This is a genomic window from Prosthecobacter fluviatilis (assembly GCF_055388355.1).
This window is the reverse complement of record NZ_AP043782.1, coordinates 3,287,346-3,309,839: the sequence shown is the minus strand read 5'-3', so window position 1 is coordinate 3,309,839 and position 22,494 is coordinate 3,287,346. Positions and strand designations below refer to the sequence as shown.

17 protein-coding genes are annotated in these 22,494 nt (G+C 60.2%); 14 read left to right on the top strand and 3 right to left on the bottom strand.

The window, feature by feature from the left end:
• Nucleotides 1-204 precede the first annotated feature (204 nt).
• The 6 genes from ACZ5WW_RS12710 to rpmB all read left to right on the top strand — a co-directional run bounded on the left by ACZ5WW_RS12710 (nt 205) and on the right by rpmB (nt 7,340).
• Nucleotides 205-3,063: a valine--tRNA ligase gene (locus ACZ5WW_RS12710; RefSeq protein WP_377168107.1), complete on the top strand. Its 2,859-nt coding sequence runs from the start codon at nt 205-207 to the stop codon at nt 3,061-3,063.
• Between the two features lie 114 nt (nt 3,064-3,177).
• A complete protein-coding gene (locus ACZ5WW_RS12705; protein ID WP_377168105.1) occupies nt 3,178-3,588 on the top strand; it encodes a DoxX family protein in 411 nt (136 codons plus the stop codon).
• A gap of 103 nt (nt 3,589-3,691) precedes the next feature.
• A complete protein-coding gene (locus tag ACZ5WW_RS12700) occupies nt 3,692-4,558 on the top strand; it encodes a carbon-nitrogen hydrolase (protein WP_377168103.1) in 867 nt (288 codons plus the stop codon).
• Complete coding sequence (locus ACZ5WW_RS12695; protein WP_377168101.1) at nt 4,551-5,603, top strand: agmatine deiminase family protein; 1,053 nt, start codon at nt 4,551-4,553, stop codon at nt 5,601-5,603. Before ACZ5WW_RS12700 ends, ACZ5WW_RS12695 begins: the two co-directional genes overlap by 8 nt.
• A 147-nt stretch (nt 5,604-5,750) precedes the next feature.
• Nucleotides 5,751-6,995 carry a hypothetical protein gene (locus ACZ5WW_RS12690; RefSeq protein ID WP_464694145.1) on the top strand — a complete coding sequence of 415 codons (1,245 nt, stop codon included), beginning with the start codon at nt 5,751-5,753 and terminating at the stop codon, nt 6,993-6,995.
• An 81-nt stretch (nt 6,996-7,076) separates the two neighbouring features.
• Nucleotides 7,077-7,340, top strand: coding sequence for a 50S ribosomal protein L28 (gene rpmB, locus ACZ5WW_RS12685; RefSeq protein WP_377168097.1), 264 nt, complete (start codon nt 7,077-7,079; stop codon nt 7,338-7,340).
• 61 nt (nt 7,341-7,401) lie between these two features.
• Here rpmB and ACZ5WW_RS12680 read toward each other — a convergent pair whose 3' ends face one another.
• The 3 genes from ACZ5WW_RS12680 to ACZ5WW_RS12670 all read right to left on the bottom strand — a co-directional run bounded on the left by ACZ5WW_RS12680 (nt 7,402) and on the right by ACZ5WW_RS12670 (nt 9,725).
• A complete protein-coding gene (locus ACZ5WW_RS12680) occupies nt 7,402-7,995 on the bottom strand; it encodes a hypothetical protein (RefSeq protein ID WP_377168095.1) in 594 nt (197 codons plus the stop codon).
• A gap of 192 nt (nt 7,996-8,187) precedes the next feature.
• Nucleotides 8,188-8,901, bottom strand: coding sequence for a hypothetical protein (locus tag ACZ5WW_RS12675; protein WP_377168093.1), 714 nt, complete (start codon nt 8,899-8,901; stop codon nt 8,188-8,190).
• A 101-nt stretch (nt 8,902-9,002) separates the two neighbouring features.
• Complete coding sequence (locus ACZ5WW_RS12670) at nt 9,003-9,725, bottom strand: sensor histidine kinase (protein ID WP_377168091.1); 723 nt, start codon at nt 9,723-9,725, stop codon at nt 9,003-9,005.
• 133 nt (nt 9,726-9,858) lie between these two features.
• On the opposite strand from ACZ5WW_RS12670, the gene ACZ5WW_RS12665 reads away from it, so the two are divergent.
• From ACZ5WW_RS12665 to sucB, 8 genes are all read left to right on the top strand, one after another.
• Entirely contained in the window at nt 9,859-10,752 is an 894-nt protein-coding gene (locus tag ACZ5WW_RS12665) for an ABC transporter ATP-binding protein (RefSeq protein ID WP_377168089.1), read from the top strand.
• Nucleotides 10,749-11,594 carry an ABC transporter permease gene (locus ACZ5WW_RS12660; RefSeq protein WP_377168087.1) on the top strand — a complete coding sequence of 282 codons (846 nt, stop codon included), beginning with the start codon at nt 10,749-10,751 and terminating at the stop codon, nt 11,592-11,594. The genes ACZ5WW_RS12665 and ACZ5WW_RS12660 overlap by 4 nt, the downstream gene beginning before the upstream one ends.
• Nucleotides 11,591-12,439, top strand: coding sequence for a pantoate--beta-alanine ligase (gene panC / locus ACZ5WW_RS12655; protein WP_377168085.1), 849 nt, complete (start codon nt 11,591-11,593; stop codon nt 12,437-12,439). The genes ACZ5WW_RS12660 and panC overlap by 4 nt, the downstream gene beginning before the upstream one ends.
• 18 nt (nt 12,440-12,457) lie before the next feature.
• Complete coding sequence (locus ACZ5WW_RS12650) at nt 12,458-12,787, top strand: hypothetical protein (RefSeq protein WP_377168083.1); 330 nt, start codon at nt 12,458-12,460, stop codon at nt 12,785-12,787.
• 155 nt (nt 12,788-12,942) lie between these two features.
• Nucleotides 12,943-15,957, top strand: coding sequence for a DUF1553 domain-containing protein (locus ACZ5WW_RS12645; RefSeq protein ID WP_377168081.1), 3,015 nt, complete (start codon nt 12,943-12,945; stop codon nt 15,955-15,957).
• Nucleotides 15,958-16,055: 98 nt separating this feature from the next.
• Nucleotides 16,056-18,275 carry a copper-transporting P-type ATPase gene (locus ACZ5WW_RS12640; RefSeq protein WP_377168079.1) on the top strand — a complete coding sequence of 740 codons (2,220 nt, stop codon included), beginning with the start codon at nt 16,056-16,058 and terminating at the stop codon, nt 18,273-18,275.
• Between the two features lie 238 nt (nt 18,276-18,513).
• A complete protein-coding gene (locus ACZ5WW_RS12635; RefSeq protein WP_377168077.1) occupies nt 18,514-21,276 on the top strand; it encodes a 2-oxoglutarate dehydrogenase E1 component in 2,763 nt (920 codons plus the stop codon).
• 38 nt (nt 21,277-21,314) lie between these two features.
• Nucleotides 21,315-22,421: a dihydrolipoyllysine-residue succinyltransferase gene (gene sucB / locus ACZ5WW_RS12630; protein WP_377168075.1), complete on the top strand. Its 1,107-nt coding sequence runs from the start codon at nt 21,315-21,317 to the stop codon at nt 22,419-22,421.
• Nucleotides 22,422-22,494 lie beyond the last annotated feature (73 nt).

The window sequence follows — 22,494 nt, the reverse complement described above, 5'->3', positions numbered from 1 at the left end:
CCGCCTAAAACTGAGCGGGAAATGGAAGAAGAGGCCCGCCGGACTCATACGGTGCCTGACAATATCCGCGATCCCCGGCCTGAAATGCCCCCGGTGGGACCGCTTTCCATGCCCATGCGCTGACCGGGCCGGCGGTTTTGTGGCGGATTGGACGCGCCTCCCCATTTGCAAAGCGGCCGCTTTCCCCCATCTTGGCCGCCCTTTATGCCCGAACTCGACAAGACCTACACGCCCGCGGAAGTCGAAGCCCGCTGGTATCAGCGCTGGCTGGATGACAAATGCTTTGAAGCCGACCCCGCTCGTGTGAGCGCGGCCCGCCCGGCCTACTCCATCGTCATCCCGCCGCCGAATGTGACGGGCATCCTCACCCTCGGCCACGTGCTGAACAACACCATCCAGGACATCCTGGCTCGCCGCGCCCGCATGCTGGGCAAGGAAGTGCTCTGGCTCCCCGGCACCGACCACGCTGGCATCGCCACGCAAAACGTCGTCGAAAAAACCCTCAAAAAGCAGGGCGTCATCAAGCACCGCGACGACCTCGGCCGCGAAGCCCTCGTCGCCAAAATCTGGGAGTGGAAGGAAAAGCACGGCGGCATCATCATCGAACAGCTCAAAAAACTCGGCGCCTCCTGCGACTGGTCCCGCGAGCGCTTCACCTTTGACGACGACTACAACGCCTGCGTCATGCGCGTGTTCGTCGATCTCTACAAAAAAGGCCTCATCTACCGTGGCAAACGCATGGTGAACTGGTGCCCCTCCTCCCTTACCGCGCTGAGTGATGAGGAGGTCGTCATGAAGCCGCAGAACGCCATCATGTACCACTTCAAAGTCGAAGTGGTCGAAGAACCCGGCACCTGGCTCACCATCGCCACCACCCGCCCCGAAGTCATTCCTGGAGACACCGCCATCGCCGTGAATCCCAAGGACGAGCGCTACACCCATCTCATCGGCAAGCACATCCGCCGTCCGCTCCCCGTCGAAAACCAGGCACTCCTCCCCATCATCGCGGATGAGCACGTCGATTTCACCTTCGGCACCGGCGTCCTCAAGGTCACCCCCGCGCACGACAAGGCCGACTTCGAAATCGGCCAGCGCCACAGCCTGCCCGTCATCGACGTCATGCACCCGAACGGCGTGCTCAATGACCTCGCTGGCAAAGACCTCGCCGGCATGGAACGCTTCGCCGCGCGCAAACGCGCCGCCGAGCTCCTCACCGAAATCGGCAGCCTCGTCAAAGAAGAGCCCTATCAAAACAACCTCGGCTTCTCCGAGCGCGCCGACGTCCCCATCGAGTCACGCCTCAGCGAGCAGTGGTTCCTCAAATACCCCAGCGTCAAAGAATCCCAGGAAGTCGTCGCCAATGGCGAGATGAAATTCCACCCCGAACGCTGGGCCAAAACCTACGACCACTGGATGACTGGCCTCCAAGACTGGTGCATCAGCCGCCAGGTCTGGTGGGGCCACCGCATTCCCGTGTGGAGCAAGACTTTCAAGAAAACTGATCAACTCACACATGGATTCGGCCCTCAAGACGAGGCATCGCTAACGCATCAGCGCCAATACTCATGGAATAATATCATTTGGGACAAGCCGTTGGAAACGCCTTGGGCAATGGGCGACAAGCCTGCTGAAATGTGTTATCTGACATGGCGTCAAGTTGACGAAGATAATGGTGTTACTGAAATCGCGACGGACTCTGAAGAAATCGGAAGACAGTTGTCGGCAATGGGCTTCACCCAGGACCCCGACGTCCTCGACACTTGGTTCTCCTCCTGGCTCTGGCCCTTCGCCACCATGGGCTGGCCGGAAAAAACCGCCACGCTCAAAGCCTTCTACCCCACCACCGACCTCGTCACCGGCCCGGACATCATCTTCTTCTGGGTCGCCCGCATGATCATGGCCGGCTTCGAATGGATGGGCGAGCTCCCCTTCAAGAACGTCTATTTCACCGGCATCATCCGCGACAAACAAGGTCGCAAAATGTCGAAGTCCCTCGGCAACTCCCCCGACCCTCTGGAGCTCATCGCCAGCTTCAGCGCAGACGCCCTCCGCTTCGGCATCATGCGCAGCGCTCCGCTGGGTCAGGACATCTGCTTCGACGAAAAGAACGTCGAGCTCGGCCGCAACTTCTGCACCAAGCTCTGGAACGCCGCCCGCTTCCGCCAGATGCAGGGTGGCGAAACCGAAACAGAGATCAGCGCCGCCCTCCTCAGCAGCGACGACAAGTGGATCCTCCTTCGCCTCAACACCGCAATCACGGAGGTCACCGCCGCCCTCGAAGACTACCGCTTCAGCGACGCCACCGCCACCCTCTACCGCTTCTTCTGGAGCGAGTACTGCGACTGGTACATCGAGGCCTCCAAAGCCGTGCTCCAAGGCACCGACGACAAACGCAAGGCCAACACGTTGGCGGTCATCGACTTCGTCCTCAGCAACACCCTGCGCCTTTTCCATCCCTTCATGCCCTTCATCACCGAAGAGCTCTGGCACGGCATGGCCTTCAATGCCGACCTGCCCGCAGACCAGGGCGGCAACAGCATCATGTTCGCCAAATGGCCCAAGCCTCTCGATGCCGATGAACTCGCCTACTTCGGCATCCTCCCCGAGGACGAAAAGACCGCGAACGACAAATACGAAGCCGTCAATCTCGGCCGCGGCCTCAAGAGCACCTTCAACATCAACAAGCGCGTCCGCTTCGTCCTCAAGCCGAACACGGAACTCCCCGCCCACGAAATCGAAGTCCTCCGCATCCTCCTCAATGCCGAGCCTCTCGATGTGGATGCCGCCTTCGCTCCCACCCAAGGCACCCCCAGCGCCCTCACCCCGCTCGGCACCCTCTTCCTCCCCCTCGATGGCCTCATCGACGTCGAAGCCGAGCGCGCCCGCATCGGCAAGGAAGTCGCCAAAGCCGAATCCGAATTGGAAAAGGTCACCGCCAAACTCGCCGACGAAAAGTTCACCTCCAAGGTTCCGCAAAAGGTGCTCGACGAGCACCAGCAGCGCAAAACCGACTGGCAGGAAAAACTGGCGAAGCTGAAGGAAATGATGGCCGCGTTGGGGTGATTTGTGTCCGCAGTGCGGGCTTCAGCCTGTTTTGAGACCAACTTTTATCTTGTCGGCAGGGCCGGGGCATGATCAAGCTCCGGCACCTATCTGCCACCCTGACCCCAAATACGTATGCTCAAGCTCCTGAAACTGCCATTCCTGCCGAAATCGACCGATTTCGGACTGCTCCTGCTGCGTGTGGCTGTCGGCCTCTCCATGCTGATGCTGCATGGTCGCGGAAAGATGATGAACTTCTCGTCCACGGTGGAAAAATTTCCTGCTTTGTTTGGACTTCCCGCGAATGTGAATCTCGGTCTGGCCGTCTTCGCTGAGGTCGTGTGCTCGGCATTGTTGATCGCTGGTCTTTTCACCCGCCTTGCGGCGCTGATGCTCGCCGTCACCATGGGAGTCGCCTTTTTCAAGGTGCATCAGGCCAGCCTGGTGGCCGGTCCTGGGTCTGGCGAGTTGGCGATGGTGTACCTTATCGCCTACGTGACGCTGCTCTTTACCGGCGCGGGTAAATTTTCCGTGGACCGCGCCTGAGTGGGGTTGGATCACACGGGCCAGGCGCACAGGCTGCCGGGCCATTTTTGTACCCATAGCTTTTCTTGCATTCATCGCGTGAGCGGTGAACGGTTCGCGTCTTATGGCAAAGGTTACCCTCGGTCTGGTGCAAAGCCGGGCCTTTTCAAGCAAGGAAGAAAGTGTGCAGCAGCATGAGCGGCTCATCCGGGATGCAGCGGCCCGTGGCGCGCAGATCGTGTGCCTGCAGGAGCTCTTCAACACCCCCTATTTCTGCATCACTCAGGACACGGAGCTGTTTAATCTGGCCGAGCCCGTTCCTGGCCCTACCACCGACCGGCTGGCCCCGCTGGCCAAGGAGCTCGGCGTCGTCATCATCGTCCCCCTCTTCGAAAAGCGCGGCCCCGGCCTCTACCACAACACGGCGGCGGTGATCGACGCCGACGGCACCGTACTGGGCAAGTACCGCAAGATGCACATTCCTCAGGACCCCGGCTTTGAGGAGAAGTTTTACTTCACCCCCGGAGACCTGGGCTACCGCGTGTGGGATACGAAGTTTGGCCGCATCGGCGTTCTGATTTGCTGGGACCAGTGGTACCCTGAGGCCGCCCGCCTCACGGCGCTGATGGGGGCGGAAATCCTCTTCTACCCCACCGCCATCGGCTGGCTGCCCAGCGAAAAGGCCGCCTTGGGAGCCGCCCAGCACTGCGCCTGGGAGACCGTGCAGCGCGGACATGCGGTGGCAAATGGCTGCTACCTGGCTGCTGTGAACCGGGTAGGAACCGAGCAGCAAAGTGAATTTTGGGGACAGAGCTTCGTTGCAAATCCGTATGGAGAAATCGTTGCAAAGGCCTCCGTGAGCGATGAAGAGATTTTGATCGTGCCATGTGACCTTTCAGCGGTGGAAGATTTCCGCCGTATCTGGCCTTTTTTCCGTGATCGTCGCATTGACACCTACGCTCCCCTGACCAAACGCTACATCGATGAGTAAAGCCTCCTATCCCCAAAACTACCGTCTGCCCGCAGAATTTGAGCCGCAGGAGGCGATCTGGCTTTCCTGGCCTTCCAACAAGGAAAGCTGCCCCAAGACCTATCATAAGCTGCAGGACAAGTTTGGTGAGATCGCCAGCGTCATTTCCCGCTACGAACGCGTGCGTATCAATGCACCGATGCTCAGCCACATGAACATCCGCCTCAGCATCGCAGACAATGAAGGCGATCTCAGCCAGGTGGATCTCTACGAGCACCCCACCAATGACGTCTGGTGCCGCGACCATGGCCCCATTTTCATCAAGCATAACGAGACTGGCAAGGTGGCCATCACCGACTGGGAATTCAACGCCTGGGGAGGCAAGTTCCCGCCGTGGGATCTGGACAACGGCATCCCAGAGAAGGCTGCGGCAGCCCTGAAGATGGAGCGTTTCACCTCGAACATGATCCTTGAAGGCGGTGCCATCGAAACCAACGGCAAAGGCACCCTCCTCACCACGGAAGCCGTGCTGCTCAATCCGAACCGCCACGGCGGCAAGCCCGGCAACAAGGCCGAGGTCGAAAAGGAACTCAAAGCCATGCTCGGCGTGAAGGACATCGTCTGGTTCAAGAAGGGCATCGAAGGCGATGACACCGACGGCCACATCGACGACATCGTGCGTTTCATCCGCGAAGACGCGGTGATCTGCATGGTCGAGCCTCGTGATTCCGACCCGAACCACCGCGTGCTCAAAGAAATTCGCGAACGTCTCGATGACGTGAAAGCTCCCGATGGAGGCAAGCTGGAGATCATTGAAATCGAGATGCCCCAGGCCATCGAAATGAAGGACTGGCGCCTCAGCCGCCTGCCGGCCAGCTACGCGAACTTCATGATCATGAACAATGCCGTGCTCGTCCCGCTCTTCGGTCACAAGAAGAAGGACGCCGCTGCGGAAGACAAGATCTCTGAGTGCTTCCCAGGCCGTGAAATCATCTCGATGATGGCCAAGGATCTCGTCACTGAAGGTGGTGCTTTCCACTGCATCAGCATGCATCAGCCGAAGTAAAACGGCTTTCATCTGCCTTGATTATTCAGCGCCGCTTAACAGTGGCGCTGAATTTTTATAAAGAACGTATAAATTTAAAAATAAACCCGTGGGTCTTTAAAAAGACTTACTTGGAGCTTATTTCCGGTTTGGTACCTTTGCCGTTGTATGACGGCTCTGCGAAATCGTGATGTCTCCATTTTTTTCCGGGTGATGGGAGGACTGTCGGCGCTCCTGCTGCTCGTGGCATGTGCTCTGCCTGAAGAGGCTTTTAAAAATTACTCTGCCGCCAACCGGGTCAGCCAGTGGAGTTCTGTGCTGGATGCTCTAGGTGGGGGGAACGTAAAACGGGCTGAGAGCGCGGGCAATACCCCGCTCTACAACGGTGCTGTGTCCATGAATGTGCCGACGCAGGCAGGTTCGATCAATGACATCGCCCGGCTGTTTGCCGGAATGGATTCTTCCTACAACCAGACAGCGGCTCTGGCTGCGCACAGGCTGCGCATGGACAGCCTGTGGGCGACCCATCAGAATGCCCGACGCGGCCCCCTGCAGGCATGGGCCAGTGAAGAGATTGGCGACATCAAAAATGCGAATGCCATGTTCTATCCCTTCAGCGGGCCTGATTTCCTCTTTGCCAGCGCCCTGTTCCCTGCGGCGGAGACCTATGTCCTCTGTGGTCTGGAACCCGCGGAACCCCTGCCACGGCTGAGTGACCTGTCCCAGGCAGAGATTGATTCGGGCCTCACCGGCCTGCGCAACGCCGTCTCAACCATCATGCAGAGCGGTTACTTCATCACCACGGAGATGCGCAGCAATCTGCAGGCCACCCGGTTCCGTGGTGTGCTCCCGCTGCTGATGGCATTCATGGCCCGCACAGGTCACACCGTGGAGTCTGTGGATACTGTGCGTCTGGATGGTGCTGGCAATGTCACGCTGTCCGGCTCTTCGGGGAACACAGGCCTCATGATCCGCTGCCGGAGTGGCTTTGGGTCATCCAAAAGGGTGTTCTATTTCCGGCAGGACCTTTCCAACAGCGGCGTGAGTGCTGGCGGCCCGTTTCTGACTTTTGTCTCCCGTCTGGGGCGGGTCCCAGTGTTCCTGAAAAGCGCCTCCTACCTCATGCATGAAAGCGGTTTTTCCAACATCCGGGATTACCTGCTGCGCCACGGCAGCGCCATCGTGCAAGATCCCTCGGGGGTACCCTACCGGGAGTTCAGCCGCTATGGGTGGAATCTCTGGCTCTATGGCAATTATCAAGGAACGTTGAGCCTTTTTCCCGGCTGCCAGCAGCCGGATCTGATCGCAGCATATTCCTCCGGTCGCTACCCCGTGAAGCCGCTGAATTTCGGCATCGGCTACCTGATGAACCCACAAACGACCAGCCTGATGGTAGGGCGGCCTGGACGATGACGGACGAAAAGCGGACTTTTGGTTGACGCCTGCCAGTCCTCGGCTAGTATCGCGACCCCAAATTTTTTCCCAGTACTCACCATGGCTACCATCTGTCAAATCACCGGCGTCGGCGTTACTCGCGGCCACCACATCCATCGCAGCGGTAAGGCCAAGAAAGAAGGCGGTATTGGTCGTCACATCACCAAGCGTGTGAAGCGTGTGATCCTGCCGAATCTGCGCAGCAAGCGTATCTTCGTTCCTGAGCTCAACAAGTTCGTGGAAGTGAAGCTGACCGCACGAGCTCTCAAGACGCTCGACAAGAACGGCGCCTACGTCACGCTGAAGAAGGCCGGCCTGATCTAATCAGGCTGAAGTTCATTTTCTCTTTTAAAGCGGGCCTCTTTCCGGGGCCCGCTTTTGTTATTTAACGATGAGGCGAGGGCACTGTCGTACCGCCGGGTATTGCTACACCTGGAACTACTGCCGAATGGGGCTGCCCAAAGAAGACGGGCAGGTTGTTGTTTGCATCCGTGTAACCCAAGGTCGGACTGTAGCTGACGCCAGGAAAGCCGTAAAAAGTGTTGCCGTTGCCCTGGGGGACATAGACGCCACCGCTGCCCGCTCCGATCGAAGTGATGCCTGGATTGCTCCAGCCGCGCGGCTGCGGTCTGCCGTGGCCGTAGTGGCCGCCGCCGAAAAAGGTTCCGATCTGCCCCAAGCCCAGCACGGGCGCAAGGCTGCGCATGTAACCACCATTGTCCTGCTGCAGGTAAACCACTGGCTGCTGCGAGGCATATTTGGCCTGCGCGGCGATCATGGCCTCAGCCAGCTTGGTGGCATGTTCACGCCGTGCCTGTGCGGCAGCCTTGCGTGATTCGGCCTGTTCTCTCTCATAGGCATCTGCTTTGACGGCGTCATATCCCAAGGCGTTGCGCATCGGTTCAGACAGGTCTGAAAACAGCACCTTCGCAACTCCCTTGCTGTGGGAGAATGACACGCCATCGGGGTCGCGCTTCATGACTTTGCAACGTTCGTAAACTTTCCCCTGAGCCGTTTCTATTGTGGTGGGTTCCGATGCAGTTGCCGCAAACGCGATCCCCAATTGAATTGTGACAATCAGAAGTGAGAACGTTTTCATAATATTTGTGGATTTGACTCCAAAATGCCGCCAATGCCATCTTTTATTGCTTCGTATAGCCGAAGTAATCTCTCAACGGTGGTGGTGCATGCCACCGAAGTAGCCGCCGCCTATGCCAATGTGGATGCCATGGCCGAGGTTCCATTGACCGCTGATGACAGGACGGTAGCTGGCTCCGTAGCACCCGCCGTAATAGGGGTAGCCACCATATGAGTAGCCGCCGTAAGGGTAACCGTAGCCATTGATGGAGTACCCTCCGTTTGAATAATACCCTCCACCGTAGTACCCCAGCGGATAGCCATAGCCTGAGTAGCTGGTACTGCCATAGGACCGACCTCCCACGGCCGGTCCAGTGATCGGTGTGCCCACCCACGCGGGTGACGGCTGGTTGCCTGCAGACGATGTGGCTGCGAGCTGCCGGGCGGTTGCCAGATAGCTTGCCTCGGCCATCTTGGCCTCCATGAGCTTTTCCTGCATGGCGATTTCCTGCTGCTTCCGGCGATCCTGCTCCGCTTTGCGCAGTGAGGCCTGCTGCTTTTGATACTCCGCTTCCGCTTTTGGGTCATAGCGGAATTCATTGTGGAGATTCTCTGGAAGATCGGCAAAAGGGATTTTGGCCGCGCCATTTCGGTGGGTGAAAGTTACCCCATCCGGATAGATGTGCATCACCTGGCACTCGTAGAAAGACCTGCCGTCACGCGTCGTGATGGTGCCGTAATTTTTGGGTGCAGCTCTGACTGGGAGCGTGCAGAGCAACAATGCGGCTAACAGAATGGAATGTTTCATGAGAGACCTCCCAAAAGGCGATGTTCATCTATGACAACGACGGCGGCCCGCCGTTGCATCTAAATTAAACGTCAAATCTCAAAAAACATTCAGCCCGAGGCTCAGACCATCGGGCAGCTCAGCCAGAAAGTGGTCGTGTTGTTCTCCGAGGCCACTCCCAGCTGGATGTTCATCTGATGGCTCAGCATCGCGGCAATCGTCAGCCCCAGGCCGAGGTGATTGCTGTTCTTGGACCCATGAAACGGACGGAAAACCTCCTGAATCTTCTCCGGGGCGATCTGCGAGCCTGTATTGCTCACGAGAATGTCCACACGGCGCTGCTCAGCGGGGGTGATCGTGCCAGGGCCGCAGATCTTCAGCGCGCAGCGTCCACCGCCTTTGGAGGCCGCTTCAGCCGCGTTTTTGAGCAGCTCGGTCAGGATGTCTTTGAACTTCGTCGGATCCACCAGGATCGGCGGCAGCCCGGCCTGCACGTCCGCTTCGAGCTGCACGCCTTCTTTCTGGAATGGCTCCATCACGGCTCCCTCAATGACGGGCAGATATTCGTTCAAGCCAAGTGACTGCGGTGTGATCTTGGCGCAGCCGCCGGCGGAGCGTATGCGCTCACTCAGATTGGTCACGCCCACGGAAGCCTCACGGATGTGCTGCATGTTTTCGCTGACACTCGGGTCCAGATCGTCCGTCATCAGAATCAGGCTGCTGAAGCCCTGGATCACGGCGAGGAGGTTGTTGAGCTTGTGGGTCAGTCCCCGAAGCAGTTCCTGATGAAAGCCTTCACTGTGTTCTTGGCCGAGATTGAGGGTCGTAGGGAAATAAAACTGCATGACGGGAGTGGGCGTGGACAGCCGGAGTAATGCAGTCGGGCGGCAGCGGTGTAAATGCGAATTTGGCGACTTCTTGTCTGCCTTGAGACTAAAAACTGGCGTCTGTGGCCGCATCTTGCCACTGTCTGTGCCCATGGCACTCCTTGAAGTACGACACCTCACCAAGCGCTGGCCCACCGGCCGTCTGGCGCTGGATGACGTGGGCTTTGAGATGCGGGAAGGGGAGATCCTCGGACTCCTGGGCCACAATGGCGCAGGTAAAAGCACCATCATGGGCATCACCCTCGGCATGGTGCGCCCGGACGCCGGGGAGGTACGCATCGGCGGCCGCAGCGTGCAGAAAGACCGCGGCGCCGCCCTGCGCCAGATCGGTGCCATCTACGAGGCCGCCTGCTTTTACGACTACCTCAGCGGCTGGCAGAACCTGCGTGTGCTCTGCTCCCTCTCCGGCTGGTGGGACGAGGCGGAGGTCAAACGCGTGGTGCAGATGGTCAATCTCAGCCGCGCCATCCATCACAAGACCGCCACCTACAGCCACGGCATGCGCCAGCGCCTCGCCCTCGCCCAGACCCTGCTGCCCCAGCCCAAGATCCTGCTGCTCGATGAGCCTACCGATGGCCTCGATCCCGAGGGCATCCGCGAGTTTCGCGAACTCATTCTCCACCTGCGCAAGCACCACGGCATGACCATCATGCTCAATTCCCACCTCCTCGGCGAAGTCGAGCAGATGTGTGACCGCTGCGTCATCCTCAAGGACGGGAAAAAAGTCTTTGAAGGTGCCGTGCCCTCGCAGGAAAAATCCCGCCGTATGTTCCAGCTCGAAACCAACGACATCGGACTCGCCCGCGAGGTGCTCTCCCGCAGCGGCGCCACGATGGACAAGCACGGCATCGTTGAGGTGCCGCTGGACATGGAGCCGCACGAACTCGTTGCGGCCCTCGTCAATGGCCGCGTGCAGGTCCACTCCTGGCAGCCGCACCGTCGCACGCTGGAGGAGCTTTACATGGGACTGTCCTCACGCTCATGACGCTCTTCCTCCAGCAGTGGTATGGCGAGCTCTTGAAGCTCTTCGCACGCCAGCGCACCTACATCGGTTTTGGCGCGTTTGTCGCGCTGGAGATCCTCATCCTCCTGCTCATCAAAAAATTTGGCATGGGGCCCATCCAAAAGGCTATCGTGGGTTCGGGCCAGAGCTTCGAGTATTATTTCTCCGCGCTTACCGTCGCCAGCACCATCATGGGCTTTGCCATCTTCCTGCTCGGCGCGCTGTTTCTCAGCCTCGTGGCCGGAGACATCGTGGCCAAGGAAGGGGAGGACGGCCACATGCGCCTGCTGCTGGCACGGCCTGTCAGCCGGTTCCGTCTGCTGCTGCTTAAATATCTCACTTGCACCGGCTATGCCTTCCTGCTGGTGCAGTTCTTTGCCTGGACCTCGTTTTTCCTCGGCCTCATTCTGCGCGGCTGGGGTGGCGGCTACTTCGCCATCGTGCCGGAGGTTTCCGTCGTGGCGTTTTATGACTGGGGTCCGGGCTTGGCGCGTTATGCGCTCAGCTCGCTCTACCTCGGTGTCAGCATGACGGTTATCAGCAGCATCGCCTTCTTCCTCTCCTGCTTCCGCATCAAGCCCGCCGCCGCCACCATCGGCGCACTCACCTATGTGCTGGTGGACTTCATCATGCGCAACAGCGGCTTCATGGAAAACTACCAGCACCTGCTGGTCACCAAGCACATGGCCGCATGGGGGCGCATCCTCGCGGAAAACATCGACTGGCCGCTTGTCTGGCGTGGCTATGCGGTGATCGTGGCCGTAAACATCACTCTCTTCACCCTGGGCTATGCCGTGTTTGAATCCAGAGACCTGAAATCATGAATGTCATCAACAACATCCGTCAGATGCGCTCGTGGAGCACCATCAACAAAGGCACCCGCTGCGTCTTCGTGCCCACCATGGGCGCGCTGCACGAAGGCCATGCCGCGCTCATCCGCGCCGCACGCGAGATCGCAGGCCCGAGCGGCAATGTGGCCGTGAGCATCTTCGTCAATCCGCTCCAGTTTGGCCCCAACGAGGATTTTTCCAAATATCCGCGCACTCTCATCGAGGACCTCTCCCTCTGCCGTGATAACGGTGCGGACATGATCTTCGCCCCCAAGGCTGAGGATCTCTACCCTGCCGACCGCAGCATCGTCATGCACGAGACCAGTCTTTCCAAGATGCTCTGTGGCGCCAGCCGTCCGGGCCACTTTGACGGCGTGTGCATGGTTGTGGCCAAGCTCTTCAACCTCGTCCAGTGCGACGACGCCGTGTTTGGCAAAAAGGACTTTCAGCAGTTCGCCATTATCCGCCGCATGGTCCGGGATCTCGACTTCAACGTCGTCCTCCACGGCATCGAAACCGTGCGCGAGGCCGACGGCCTGGCCATGAGCAGCCGCAACCGCTACCTCACGCCTGAAGAGCGCACCCAGGCTCCGGCCATCCGCACCACGCTGCTGGCCGCGCGTGACGCCTGGAAAGCCGGGGAAAGCAATCCCGCCGCCCTGCAGCAGCTCATCACTCAGCAGCTTCAGGAAAAGGCGCCGCTCGGCCGCATCGACTACGTCACCGTGGCAGACGCCGTCAGCCTTCAGCCTGTCACCGCCGAGACCGAGCATGTCGTCATCGCTGCAGCCGTCTTCTTCGGGGCCGCACGTCTCATCGACAACATCGAGCTGAAATAACCTCCGCGCATCCCATCCATGTCCGAGACTTCGCAGAGCCACAGCGATGAAGGTTACGACTTCGAGATCATCCGCCGTGTCTGGGGCCTGGCCCAGGTCATCCCTGGCAACGACCCCGAGGTCTGGCGCAAGGACGAGTTCGGCGCGTGGATCCACCGCTCCGACTACCGCAACCGCCATTCCGACTACGGCTGGGAGATCGCCGATTACGGCTACAGCCGCCGCAGCCTCGGCCTCGCCTCCCTGCGCCCCATGCAGTGGCAGAACTACCTCGATTTCATGGTGGCTGCTCGCAACCAGGCCGTCATCACCGCCGACGGGCTGCGCAACGCCCGGCGGCTTCTCTGAGCCCGGTCATGGCAAAGTAGCCTTGTTCCTGTGGAACAAGGAACCGCTCCGCTAAGGCCAGGGCTCTTAACGACAAAGAACGAACACGGCATTCGCCCGCGCCCGGGTGGACACATTCCGAAAGTCCGTCCTCCCGCTTTCGTTCATACCGCAGCATGATCCGCCTCGCCTCCATCGCGCTGCTCGCCACCGTCACTGCCCACGCCGCTGGCACCGACTTCGTCCGGGACGTCTACCCCGTCCTGCAGCGTGCCTGCTTCGAATGCCATGGCGCGGAGACACACAAGGCCGATCTGCGTTTCGACACTGCCTCCCCGCAGCACCTCAAAATCGGCGCCGATCTCCTCCGCCGTGTCGCCCTGCCCAAGGAGGACAAGGAAGCCATGCCCAAGCGCGGCGACCGCCTCACCCCCGCTGAGATCACACACCTGCGCGACTGGATCGCCGCCGGCTCCCAATGGCCCGACAAACTCGAAACCCTCAGGCACTGGAGCTACATCCCGCCTCAGCGCCCTGCTTTGCCCACAGTCAAAAACCAGGCTTGGCCCCACAACGAGATCGACCGTTTCATCCTCGCCAAACTCGAAGCCAACAATCTCACGCCTTCTTCCCCGGCTTCTCCCGAAACCCTCATCCGCCGCCTCTCCCTCGATCTCACCGGCCTCCCTCCGACTCCCACCGAAGTCACCGCCTTCGTTAAAGAGCACACTCAGAATCCAGCCACCAGCATCGAGCATCTAGTTGACCGTCTCCTCGCCTCCAAGCAGTTCGGCGTACGCTGGGCCCGCCCTTGGCTCGATCTCGCCCGTTACGCCGACTCCCATGGCTTCCAGCGCGATGACCTCCGCGAGGTCTGGGCCTGGCGCGACTGGGTGGTCGATGCGCTCAATGCCAACATGCCCTTCGATCAGTTCACGCTCGAACAAATCGCAGGCGATCTCCTCACCAATGCCACGCCGCAGCAGATCATCGCCACCGGCTTCCACCGCTGCACGCCCACCAATGTGGAGGCTGGCACAGAGCCCGAGGAAAGCCGCATTAATCAAGTCATCGACCGCGTCAACACCACTGGCGCCGTCTGGCTCGGCACCACTCTGGAATGCGCGCAGTGCCATAACCATAAATACGACCCCTTCTCCCAGCGCGACTACTACTCCCTCCTCGCCTACTACAACAACACCGAGAAAGAAGCCGAGCGCACCAATCCAGATGTCCCCGGCTCCATCCAGTTCAAAGGATCGCCGCTCAAGATCAGCGATGCCGCACGCGCCGCCCAGCGCGCACCACTGGCAGCAAAGCTCAAAGAACTCGATGCTCAGATCACAGCTCGCCAGAAGCTGCTCGCCGCCGACAAAAAGGGTGCCCCATCCCAGCCCGCAGCAGCCAGCGTGGCCGCCTCTCGTGTCAAACCCCTCAAGCCCACTGCTTTCATTACCGAGAGCGATGCCGAGTCCGAACTCCAGCCCGATGGAAGCGTGCTGCTCACCGGCCCCGTGCCTGACACAGACACCTACACTTTCGAGGCCGAGCTCAGCGCCGGAGAGATCAGCGGCCTCATGCTTGAGGCTCTTACCCATGCTTCCATTGCTGGAGAGGGGCCCGGTCGTGGCGGCGCTGCTCGGCCCAACTTCGTGCTCCACTCCTTTGAATGCACCCTCACCACACCCGACGGCAAATCACAGCCCGTCACCTTCAAAACCGCGTATGCCGACTACTCGCAGAAAGGCTACGACGTCGTTAATCTGCTCGCCAAAGGAGGGAAGGGGGCCTGGGCCATCGGCCAGCGTTTCCATGAGCCGCATTGGGCCGCCTTTGAGCTGACTCAGCCCGTCTCCGTCGCCCCAGGTTCCAAGCTCAAAATCCAGATGGCGCAGAACTACGGCAAGGGGCTCGTCATGGGCTGCCTTCGCATCTCCAGCATCACCGGAGATGTGGCATCGTGCCTGCCAGAGGTGGCGGAGCCCGCGCCTGTAGTCGCAAAAAACCGCAAAGGCAAAGCCGCTCCCGCCGCAGCCCCCAAGGACCCCGAACTCGCCCGCATCGAGAAGCAAAAAGCCGCGCTGCAAAAGCAGCTCGCCGAACTCGCCGACCCCAGCACCGAAGTCATGCGCGAGCTCCCGCAGCCACGCATGAGCACCATTTTCAAACGCGGTGTCTATACCGATCCCGCCGACCCCGTCGCCGCTGCTGTGCCTGCCATCTTCAATTCCAAGCTCAGCGGCCCCGCCAACCGCCTCACTCTCGGCAAATGGCTCGCCAGCCGTGACAACCCGCTGGCTGCACGCGTCACCGTGAATCGCTGGTGGGCCGAGCTCTTCGGCCAGGGCATCGTCACCACTCTCGAAGACTTCGGCATCAAAGGCGCACCTCCCACGCATCCCGAGCTGCTCGACTGGCTCGCCGTCGAGTTCATGGACAGCGGCTGGGACATGAAGCACCTCCTCAAAAAAGTCGTCCTCAGCGCCACCTACCAGCAGAGCTCCCATGCACCGGCAGGACTCGCTTTGCAGACAGACCCGCAAAACAGCCTCCTCTGGCATGGCCCGCGTTTCCGCCTCGATGCCGAGACCATCCGCGACAACGCGCTGGCCATCGCCGGACTGATCGATCTCAAGCAGGGTGGCCCACCGATTCGTCCACCGCAGCCCGACGGCCTCTGGCAGAAGGTGGGAGGGCAGCAGTACAACTACGTCGTCAGCCGCGGCACCGAGCAGTATCGCCGAGGCCTCTACGTCGTGCTCAAGCGCGGCTCTCCCTACCCGAGCTTCATGAACTTCGACGCCAGCGCGCGCATGGCCTGCGTCGTCCGCCGCTCCCGCAGCAACACACCGCTGCAGGCGCTCACCCTGCTCAACGATCCCGTCTATGTCGGAGCCACCAAGGCCTTCGCCAGACGCATCGTCGCCGAGGCTCCCAGCACCGACCTCGAGTCCCGCCTGAATGAGGCCTTCCGCCTCGCGCTCGCCCGGGCACCGCAGCCGCAGGAGTTGGCCGTTTTGAAGACTCTCTGGGAGACCGAGTTTGACTCCGCCAAAGCAGACACCGCATCCGTCCAGGAACTCAGCACCGGGATCGAGCTGCCTAAAAAACTGTCCCCCGCAGAATTCGCCGCCTGGTATGCTGTGGCCAGCGCCATCCTGAATCTGGACGAGTGCATCACGAAAGGCTGAACGGTAAGCCCCCTTATCCCATCCACAGCTCTGGATGAGCAGCATTCGCCAAGAATGGGCTGGTGATGCCGTTGTTTGTGCGGCTACTTATCGCTGCAATGTCCTCTCCACCTCCGACATCCTGCCCGCACTGCTCCTCGCATGAGAAGAAGCCGGCAGTTGGTGCTGTGACGGAGGACCTGCCATCCGCCGCCTACATCTGCCCCATGTGCGAGGGCGTGCGCTCGGACACACCCGGTGCCTGCCCGCACTGCGGCATGGCGCTGGAAAAAAATCCGCTCGCCCGCCGCAACGAACCCGAATGCTGCGGCGACGGCGGCGATGAAGAAGTACAGGATCTCTGGTGGCGCGTGCGCTGGAGCGCCGCCATGGCCGTGCCAGTGGTGCTCCTCTCCATGGGCATGGACCTGCCCGTCATCCGCGACATCCCTCACGAGGCCTCCGGCTGGATGCAGTTTGTGTGGGCCTCCCCGGTGGTGTTCTGGGTGGGCTGGCCGCTGATGCAGCGCTTTGTCTCCTCTCTTCGCACACTGCGGTTCAACATGTTTACGCTCATTGGCCTCGGTGTGCTGGCCGCGTGGACTTACAGCACCGTGGCGCTGGCTGTGCCGCAGTGGCTGCCGCATCAGGCCGGGCACATGGTCTTGTACTTTGAAAGCGCCGCCGTCATCACCGTGCTGGTGCTGATCGGGCAGTTGCTGGAGCTGCGTGCCCGCCGTGCCACCGGCTCAGCCATTCAGGCTCTGATGGGGCTGGCTCCCAGGACGGCCTTTCGTGTGCGGGATGGAGTCGAGACTGAGACACTTGTGGAGCAGATCCAGCCGGCCGATGTGCTGCGCATCAAGCCCGGCGCGCAGATTCCTGTGGACGGCAGCGTGCTCGAAGGCAGCTCCAGTGTGGATGAATCCATGCTCACCGGCGAGTCCATGCCGCAGGAGAAGTCGGCCGGTGCGGCAGTCATCGGCGGCACGGTCAATGGCAGCGGCACTTTCCTTATGCGTGCGGAGCGCGTGGGTGCAGATACCCTGCTGAGCCAGATCGTGGAGATGACCGCCAAGGCTCAGGCCAGCCGCGCACCCGTGCAGCGTCTCGCGGACCGCGTTTCGGCCTGGTTTGTGCCAGCCGTCGTCGGCGTGGCGCTGCTGACCTTTTTGCTTTGGTGGGCCTTTGGGCCGCAGCCCTCCTTTGCCTTTGCCGTCGTGAATGCCGTGGCGGTGCTCATCATCGCCTGTCCCTGCGCGCTCGGTCTGGCCACGCCCATGGCCGTCACCGTGGGCCTCGGGCGCGGTGCGCAGCTCGGCGTGCTCATCAAAAACGCCGAAACCCTCGAGCGCCTGCAGGACATCGACACCGTCATGCTCGACAAAACCGGCACCCTCACCGAGGGCAGGCCCTCCGTGGTGGAGATCTTCCCGCTGCCCGGTCTCTCCGCGCACGACCTCCTCGCCTGCGCCGCAGCAGTGGAGGTGCCCAGCGAGCATCCGCTTGGCACCGCCATTGTGAATGCCGCCAAAGAGCGCAGCATCCCGCTCGCCACAGTCACCGATTTCCAGTCCATCACCGGTGGCGGTGTGTTGGGCAACTTGGGCGAAAACGAGGTCTTCGTCGGCCAGGAATCCTTTCTTAAAAAGAACGGTATTTTGATCGGTGCCGAATGCCAGGCGCAGTCGCAGAAGATGCAGGCAGATGGTTGTACCGTGGTCGTCGTGGTGCTCGATGAAAAGCCCCTCGGACTCATCGCCATCAAGGACAAGATCAAGGAGTCTGCGCTGCCTGCCATCGAGGCGCTGCACGCGTTCGGCTTGAAGCTGCAGATGATCACCGGAGACCTGCAGGCCACCGCGCGACGCGTGGCCAAAGACCTGAACATCGACGAGGTGGCTGCCGAGGTCTCGCCCAATGAAAAGCTGCTCCAGGTCTATCAGGCGCGTGGAAAAGACCGCCATGTGGCTTTTGCGGGAGACGGCGTCAATGACGCGCCCGCGCTCGCTGCGGCGGATGTGGGCATCGCCATGGGCACCGGCTCGGGCGCGGCCATCCAGAGTGCCTCCGTTACGCTGGTCAAAGGAGACCTGCGTGCCCTGTACCAGGCCTTTGCCCTCAGTCGCGCCACCATGAGGGTGATCCGCCAGAACCTCCTCTTTGCCTTCCTCTACAACGGCCTCGGCATCCCCCTCGCCGCAGGCATCCTCTACCCGCTCACCGGCTGGCTCCTCAATCCTATGGTCGCCAGTGTGGCCATGTCATTGAGCAGCGTGTCTGTCATTTTAAGCAGCCTGCGCTTGAGGCAGTTCACTGAAGGCATGCCTAAAATATGAAAAGACAAAGGTTTGTGTATTTAATTTATGTAAATAGAGTAAAAATGAGAGTTTGGCGATGATTTGTGTGAGTTCGAGCTGCCGCGAGTCCTTAAGGAAAGGGCATCTCTCAAGCCCGAGACCTCTCTCAAACCGGGTAGCCCGGGCAAGGGATGGCTGAATACCCAAAAAAATGACTGGAAATGTGCCTTTCCGCATTTGCACTCGCAACGAATGGGAGCATGCTGCCCGTCCCCTCATGAGTGCTACATTGCCGTACCGCGCAAACGCGGATTTCCTCGAGTCCAAATATGTGGACTGGAAAAAAGATGCTGGTTCAGTCGAACCGCTTTGGTCATCGTTTTTTGAAGGTTTCGAACTGGGCATGGCCCGTCTTGCCGCGAAGGGCGCAGAAGCGTCCGGCGGAGACGGTGCAGCGCTCTCGGAAAAGACCCTGAATTTCCGCATGCGGGTGTCGAACGCGCTGCAAAATTTCCGCGCGCTGGGGCACACTGCAGCACATCTGGATCCGCTCGATCCCGCTGGCCCGGAAGTGCCCTCGCTGACGCTGGCCGGACTTGGATTTACCGCAGATGAGCTGGAGGAGGATGTGCAGACACATCTTTTCCGCAACGGTCAGCCGATGAAGCTCAAGGCGATGCTGGCTGAACTGCAGCGCATCTACTGTGGCAAGACAGGCTTTGAATTCATGCACATTCACCATCCTGAGGTGCGTGCGTGGCTTCTGGACCGAATCGAAGGCCGCGACCTGGATGCAAAGCCTGTGGCCCAGGATCAGATCAATGCGCTGCGCTGGCTCCTGGAGGCGGAATCTTTCGAACGCTTCCTGCACCGTCGGTTTGTGGGGCAGAAGCGCTTCTCTGTGGAAGGCGGCGAGTCGATGCTCGTAGCGCTGGAGACGCTGCTGGAGGCGCTCCCTGCAGCCGGTGGCCGGGAGATAGTGCTGGGGATGGCGCATCGCGGCCGTCTCAGCGTGCTCGCCAACTTCCTGCGCAAGCCGCTGGAGTATCTCTTCTATGAGTTCAGCGAGAACTATGTGCCGAACATGGTTTCCGGGGATGGGGATGTGAAATACCACCTGGGCTTCGAGACGGTGCGTCAAACGAGCAGCGGAGATTCGGTGGGCGTGATGCTGGCCCCGAATCCGAGCCATCTGGAGGCCGTGGACCCTGTCGTTGAAGGCATGGCGCGTGCGCGCCAGCGTGCGCTGAATGACACCAAGGACCGCAAGAAGGTGATCCCGGTGCTGATCCATGGTGATGCGGCTTTTGCCGGACAGGGACTGGTGGCGGAAGTGCTCAACCTCTCCCAGCTGCCCGGCTATCGCACGGGCGGAACGGTGCACATCATCGTGAACAATCAGATCGGCTTCACGACGATGCCGGAGGACGCACGCAGCTCCGATTATTGTACGGACGTGGCCAAGATGATTGAGGCGCCGGTGTTCCATGTGAACGGCGACTGCCCGCTGGAGGTGATGAATGCGACGCGCCTCGCGTTTGAATTCCGCCAGACCTTCGGACGTGATGTCATTATCGACATCGTGTGCTACCGCCGCCACGGCCACAACGAGACGGATGAGCCTGGATTTACGCAGCCGAACATGGCGCGCGCCATCGCTGAGCATCCATCCACGGCGACATTGTTCCGTCTGGATCTGGCAGCCACGGGCGTGCTGGACGAAGCAGGTGCGGCTGCGCTGCAGCGCGAACTGGATGATGAGCTGGAGCAGGGCGTGAAGACGCTGGCTGAACGCGACAAAGGCGAAGGCGGCAATCCCTTTGAGGGCAGCATGGCCATGCCACAGCCTGCCTATGACTACACTCCTGTCAAAACCGGGGTGAGGATGACGACGCTGCAAAGCATCGGCCAGCGGCTGCTGGAGGTGCCGGAGGAATTCAACCTGCACCCGACGATCGCGAAACGCTTCCTGGCGGCCCGTAAAAAGGCCATCGAAGCTGGTGAAGGCATTGACTGGGCCTATGCAGAGTCCCTGGCGTTTGGCTCGCTGCTCACCGAAGGCCATGGTGTGCGCCTGAGCGGTCAGGACGTTCGGCGTGGGACTTTCAGCCAGCGCCACAGCGTGTTCTATGACAGCCAGACACGCGAGCGTTACATTCCGCTGAACAATCTGGCGGCCGAGCAGGGGCGTTATTGTGTTTACAACAGCCTGCTTTCTGAAGCTGCGGTGCTGGGATTTGACTACGGCTACTCACTGCTGACCAGCAACCTGCTGGTGTGCTGGGAGGCGCAGTTCGGCGACTTTGTGAACGGTGCCCAGGTCATCATCGACCAGTTCATCGCCAGTGCCGAAAGCAAATGGCAGCGCCCGAGCCACATAACGCTGCTGCTGCCCCATGGCTACGAAGGGCAGGGGCCGGAGCATTCGAGCGCAAGGCTTGAGCGCTTCCTGCAGCTATGTGCAGGAGGCAACATGCAGGTCTGCAATTTCACCACTCCCGCACAGTACTTCCACGCGCTGCGTCGGCAGATCAAGCGCAGCACGCGCAAACCCCTGGTGGTGATGACACCGAAGAGCCTGCTGCGGCATCCGAAGTGCGTGTCCAAACTCAGCGAGATGGCGGAAGACACCACCTTCAAAGAGGTGCTGGATGACGAACATCTGCTGGCTGCCCCTGAGCGCGTGACTCGCCTGATCCTGTGCAGCGGCAAGGTGTACTACGACCTGCTGGAATTCCGCGAAGAACACAAGATCAAGAATGCGGCCATCATCCGCATCGAGCAGCTTTATCCGCTGAACTACGAGATGCTGAAGGAGATCGTGGCCAGGTACCCTCGTGCGCAGAAGAAGTGGATCTGGTGCCAGGAGGAACCGCGTAACATGGGAGCCTTCTACTACATCCGTCCGCGGCTCGAAGAACTCTCCAACCACAAGCTGCGCTACGCCGGTCGTGAGCGCAGTTCCAGCCCTGCTGCAGGTTCCAAAGCCATTCACACCCTCGAACAAGAAAACCTGGTCGAGTCGGCATTCAGCGTTTGATTCGTCCATCCCCTCCAGATTTTTCCTCCAATACCGTCATGCCCTCAGACATCAAAATACCCGCACTCGGCGAATCCGTCGCTGGTGGTCAGATTGCCAAATGGCACTTCAAAGAAGGAGACTTCGTCAAGACTGGCGACATCCTGCTGACGCTGGAAACCGACAAGGTTGCCGCTGAAGTCACCGCTGAAGCCAGTGGTGCACTGCACATTGGCAAGCAGGCGGGTGAAGACGTCGAGGTGGGCGCTGTGGTGGGTCAGATTGATGAAAGTGCTGCGGCACCTGCTGCGAAGGCTGAGGCACCGAAACCTGCCCCGGCCGCCGCTCCTGCACTCGCGCCTGCGGCGAAGGAGGCTGAGAAGCCTGCGAACGTGACAGAATTTAAAGTGGTGCCTAAGCCTGAGCCCGCACCGGCTCCTGCGCCGAAGGCAGCACCGGCCCCGGAAGGCCGGGTGACTCGCAAGAAGATGACGCCGCTGCGCAAGAAGATCGCCGACCAGCTGGTGAGCGCGCAGCGCACGGCTGCGATCCTCACGACCTTCAACGAGTGCGACATGAGCAACATCATGGCGCTGCGCTCGCAGCTTCAGGACAACTTTGTGAAAAAGAACGGCGTGAAGCTGGGCTTCATGAGCTTTTTCATCAAGGCCGTGGTCGAAGCGCTGAAGGCGGTGCCTCAGATCAACGTGCGTGTGGAAGGCGACGAGATCGTGCAGCAGCACTACTATGACATTGGCGTGGCAGTGGGTACGGAGCGCGGGCTGATCGTGCCGGTGCTGCGTGACGCGGACCAGAAGAGCTTTGCGGACCTCGAGAAAGACATTCTGGGCTACGCGGCTAAATCCAAGGAAGGCAAGATCCAGGTGAGCGACCTCACAGGCGGTGTTTTCACCATCTCCAACGGCGGTGTGTACGGCTCCCTGCTCAGCACGCCGATCATCAACCCGCCTCAGAGCGCGATCCTGGGGATGCACAGCATCCAGCAGCGTGCGGTAGTGGTGGATGGACAGGTGGTGGTGCGTCCGATGATGTACCTCGCACTGAGCTATGACCACCGTGTGGTCGATGGCAAGGAAGCGGTGACATTCCTGATCCGTGTGAAAGACTGCATCGAAAATCCTGCTCGAATGCTGGTGGGAGCTTGATTCTGCAAGAACGCAATTTTTTGCTGAACAAAGCCCCTGCCATACGTTCTGATCTCTAGATTGAAGTTGTTTA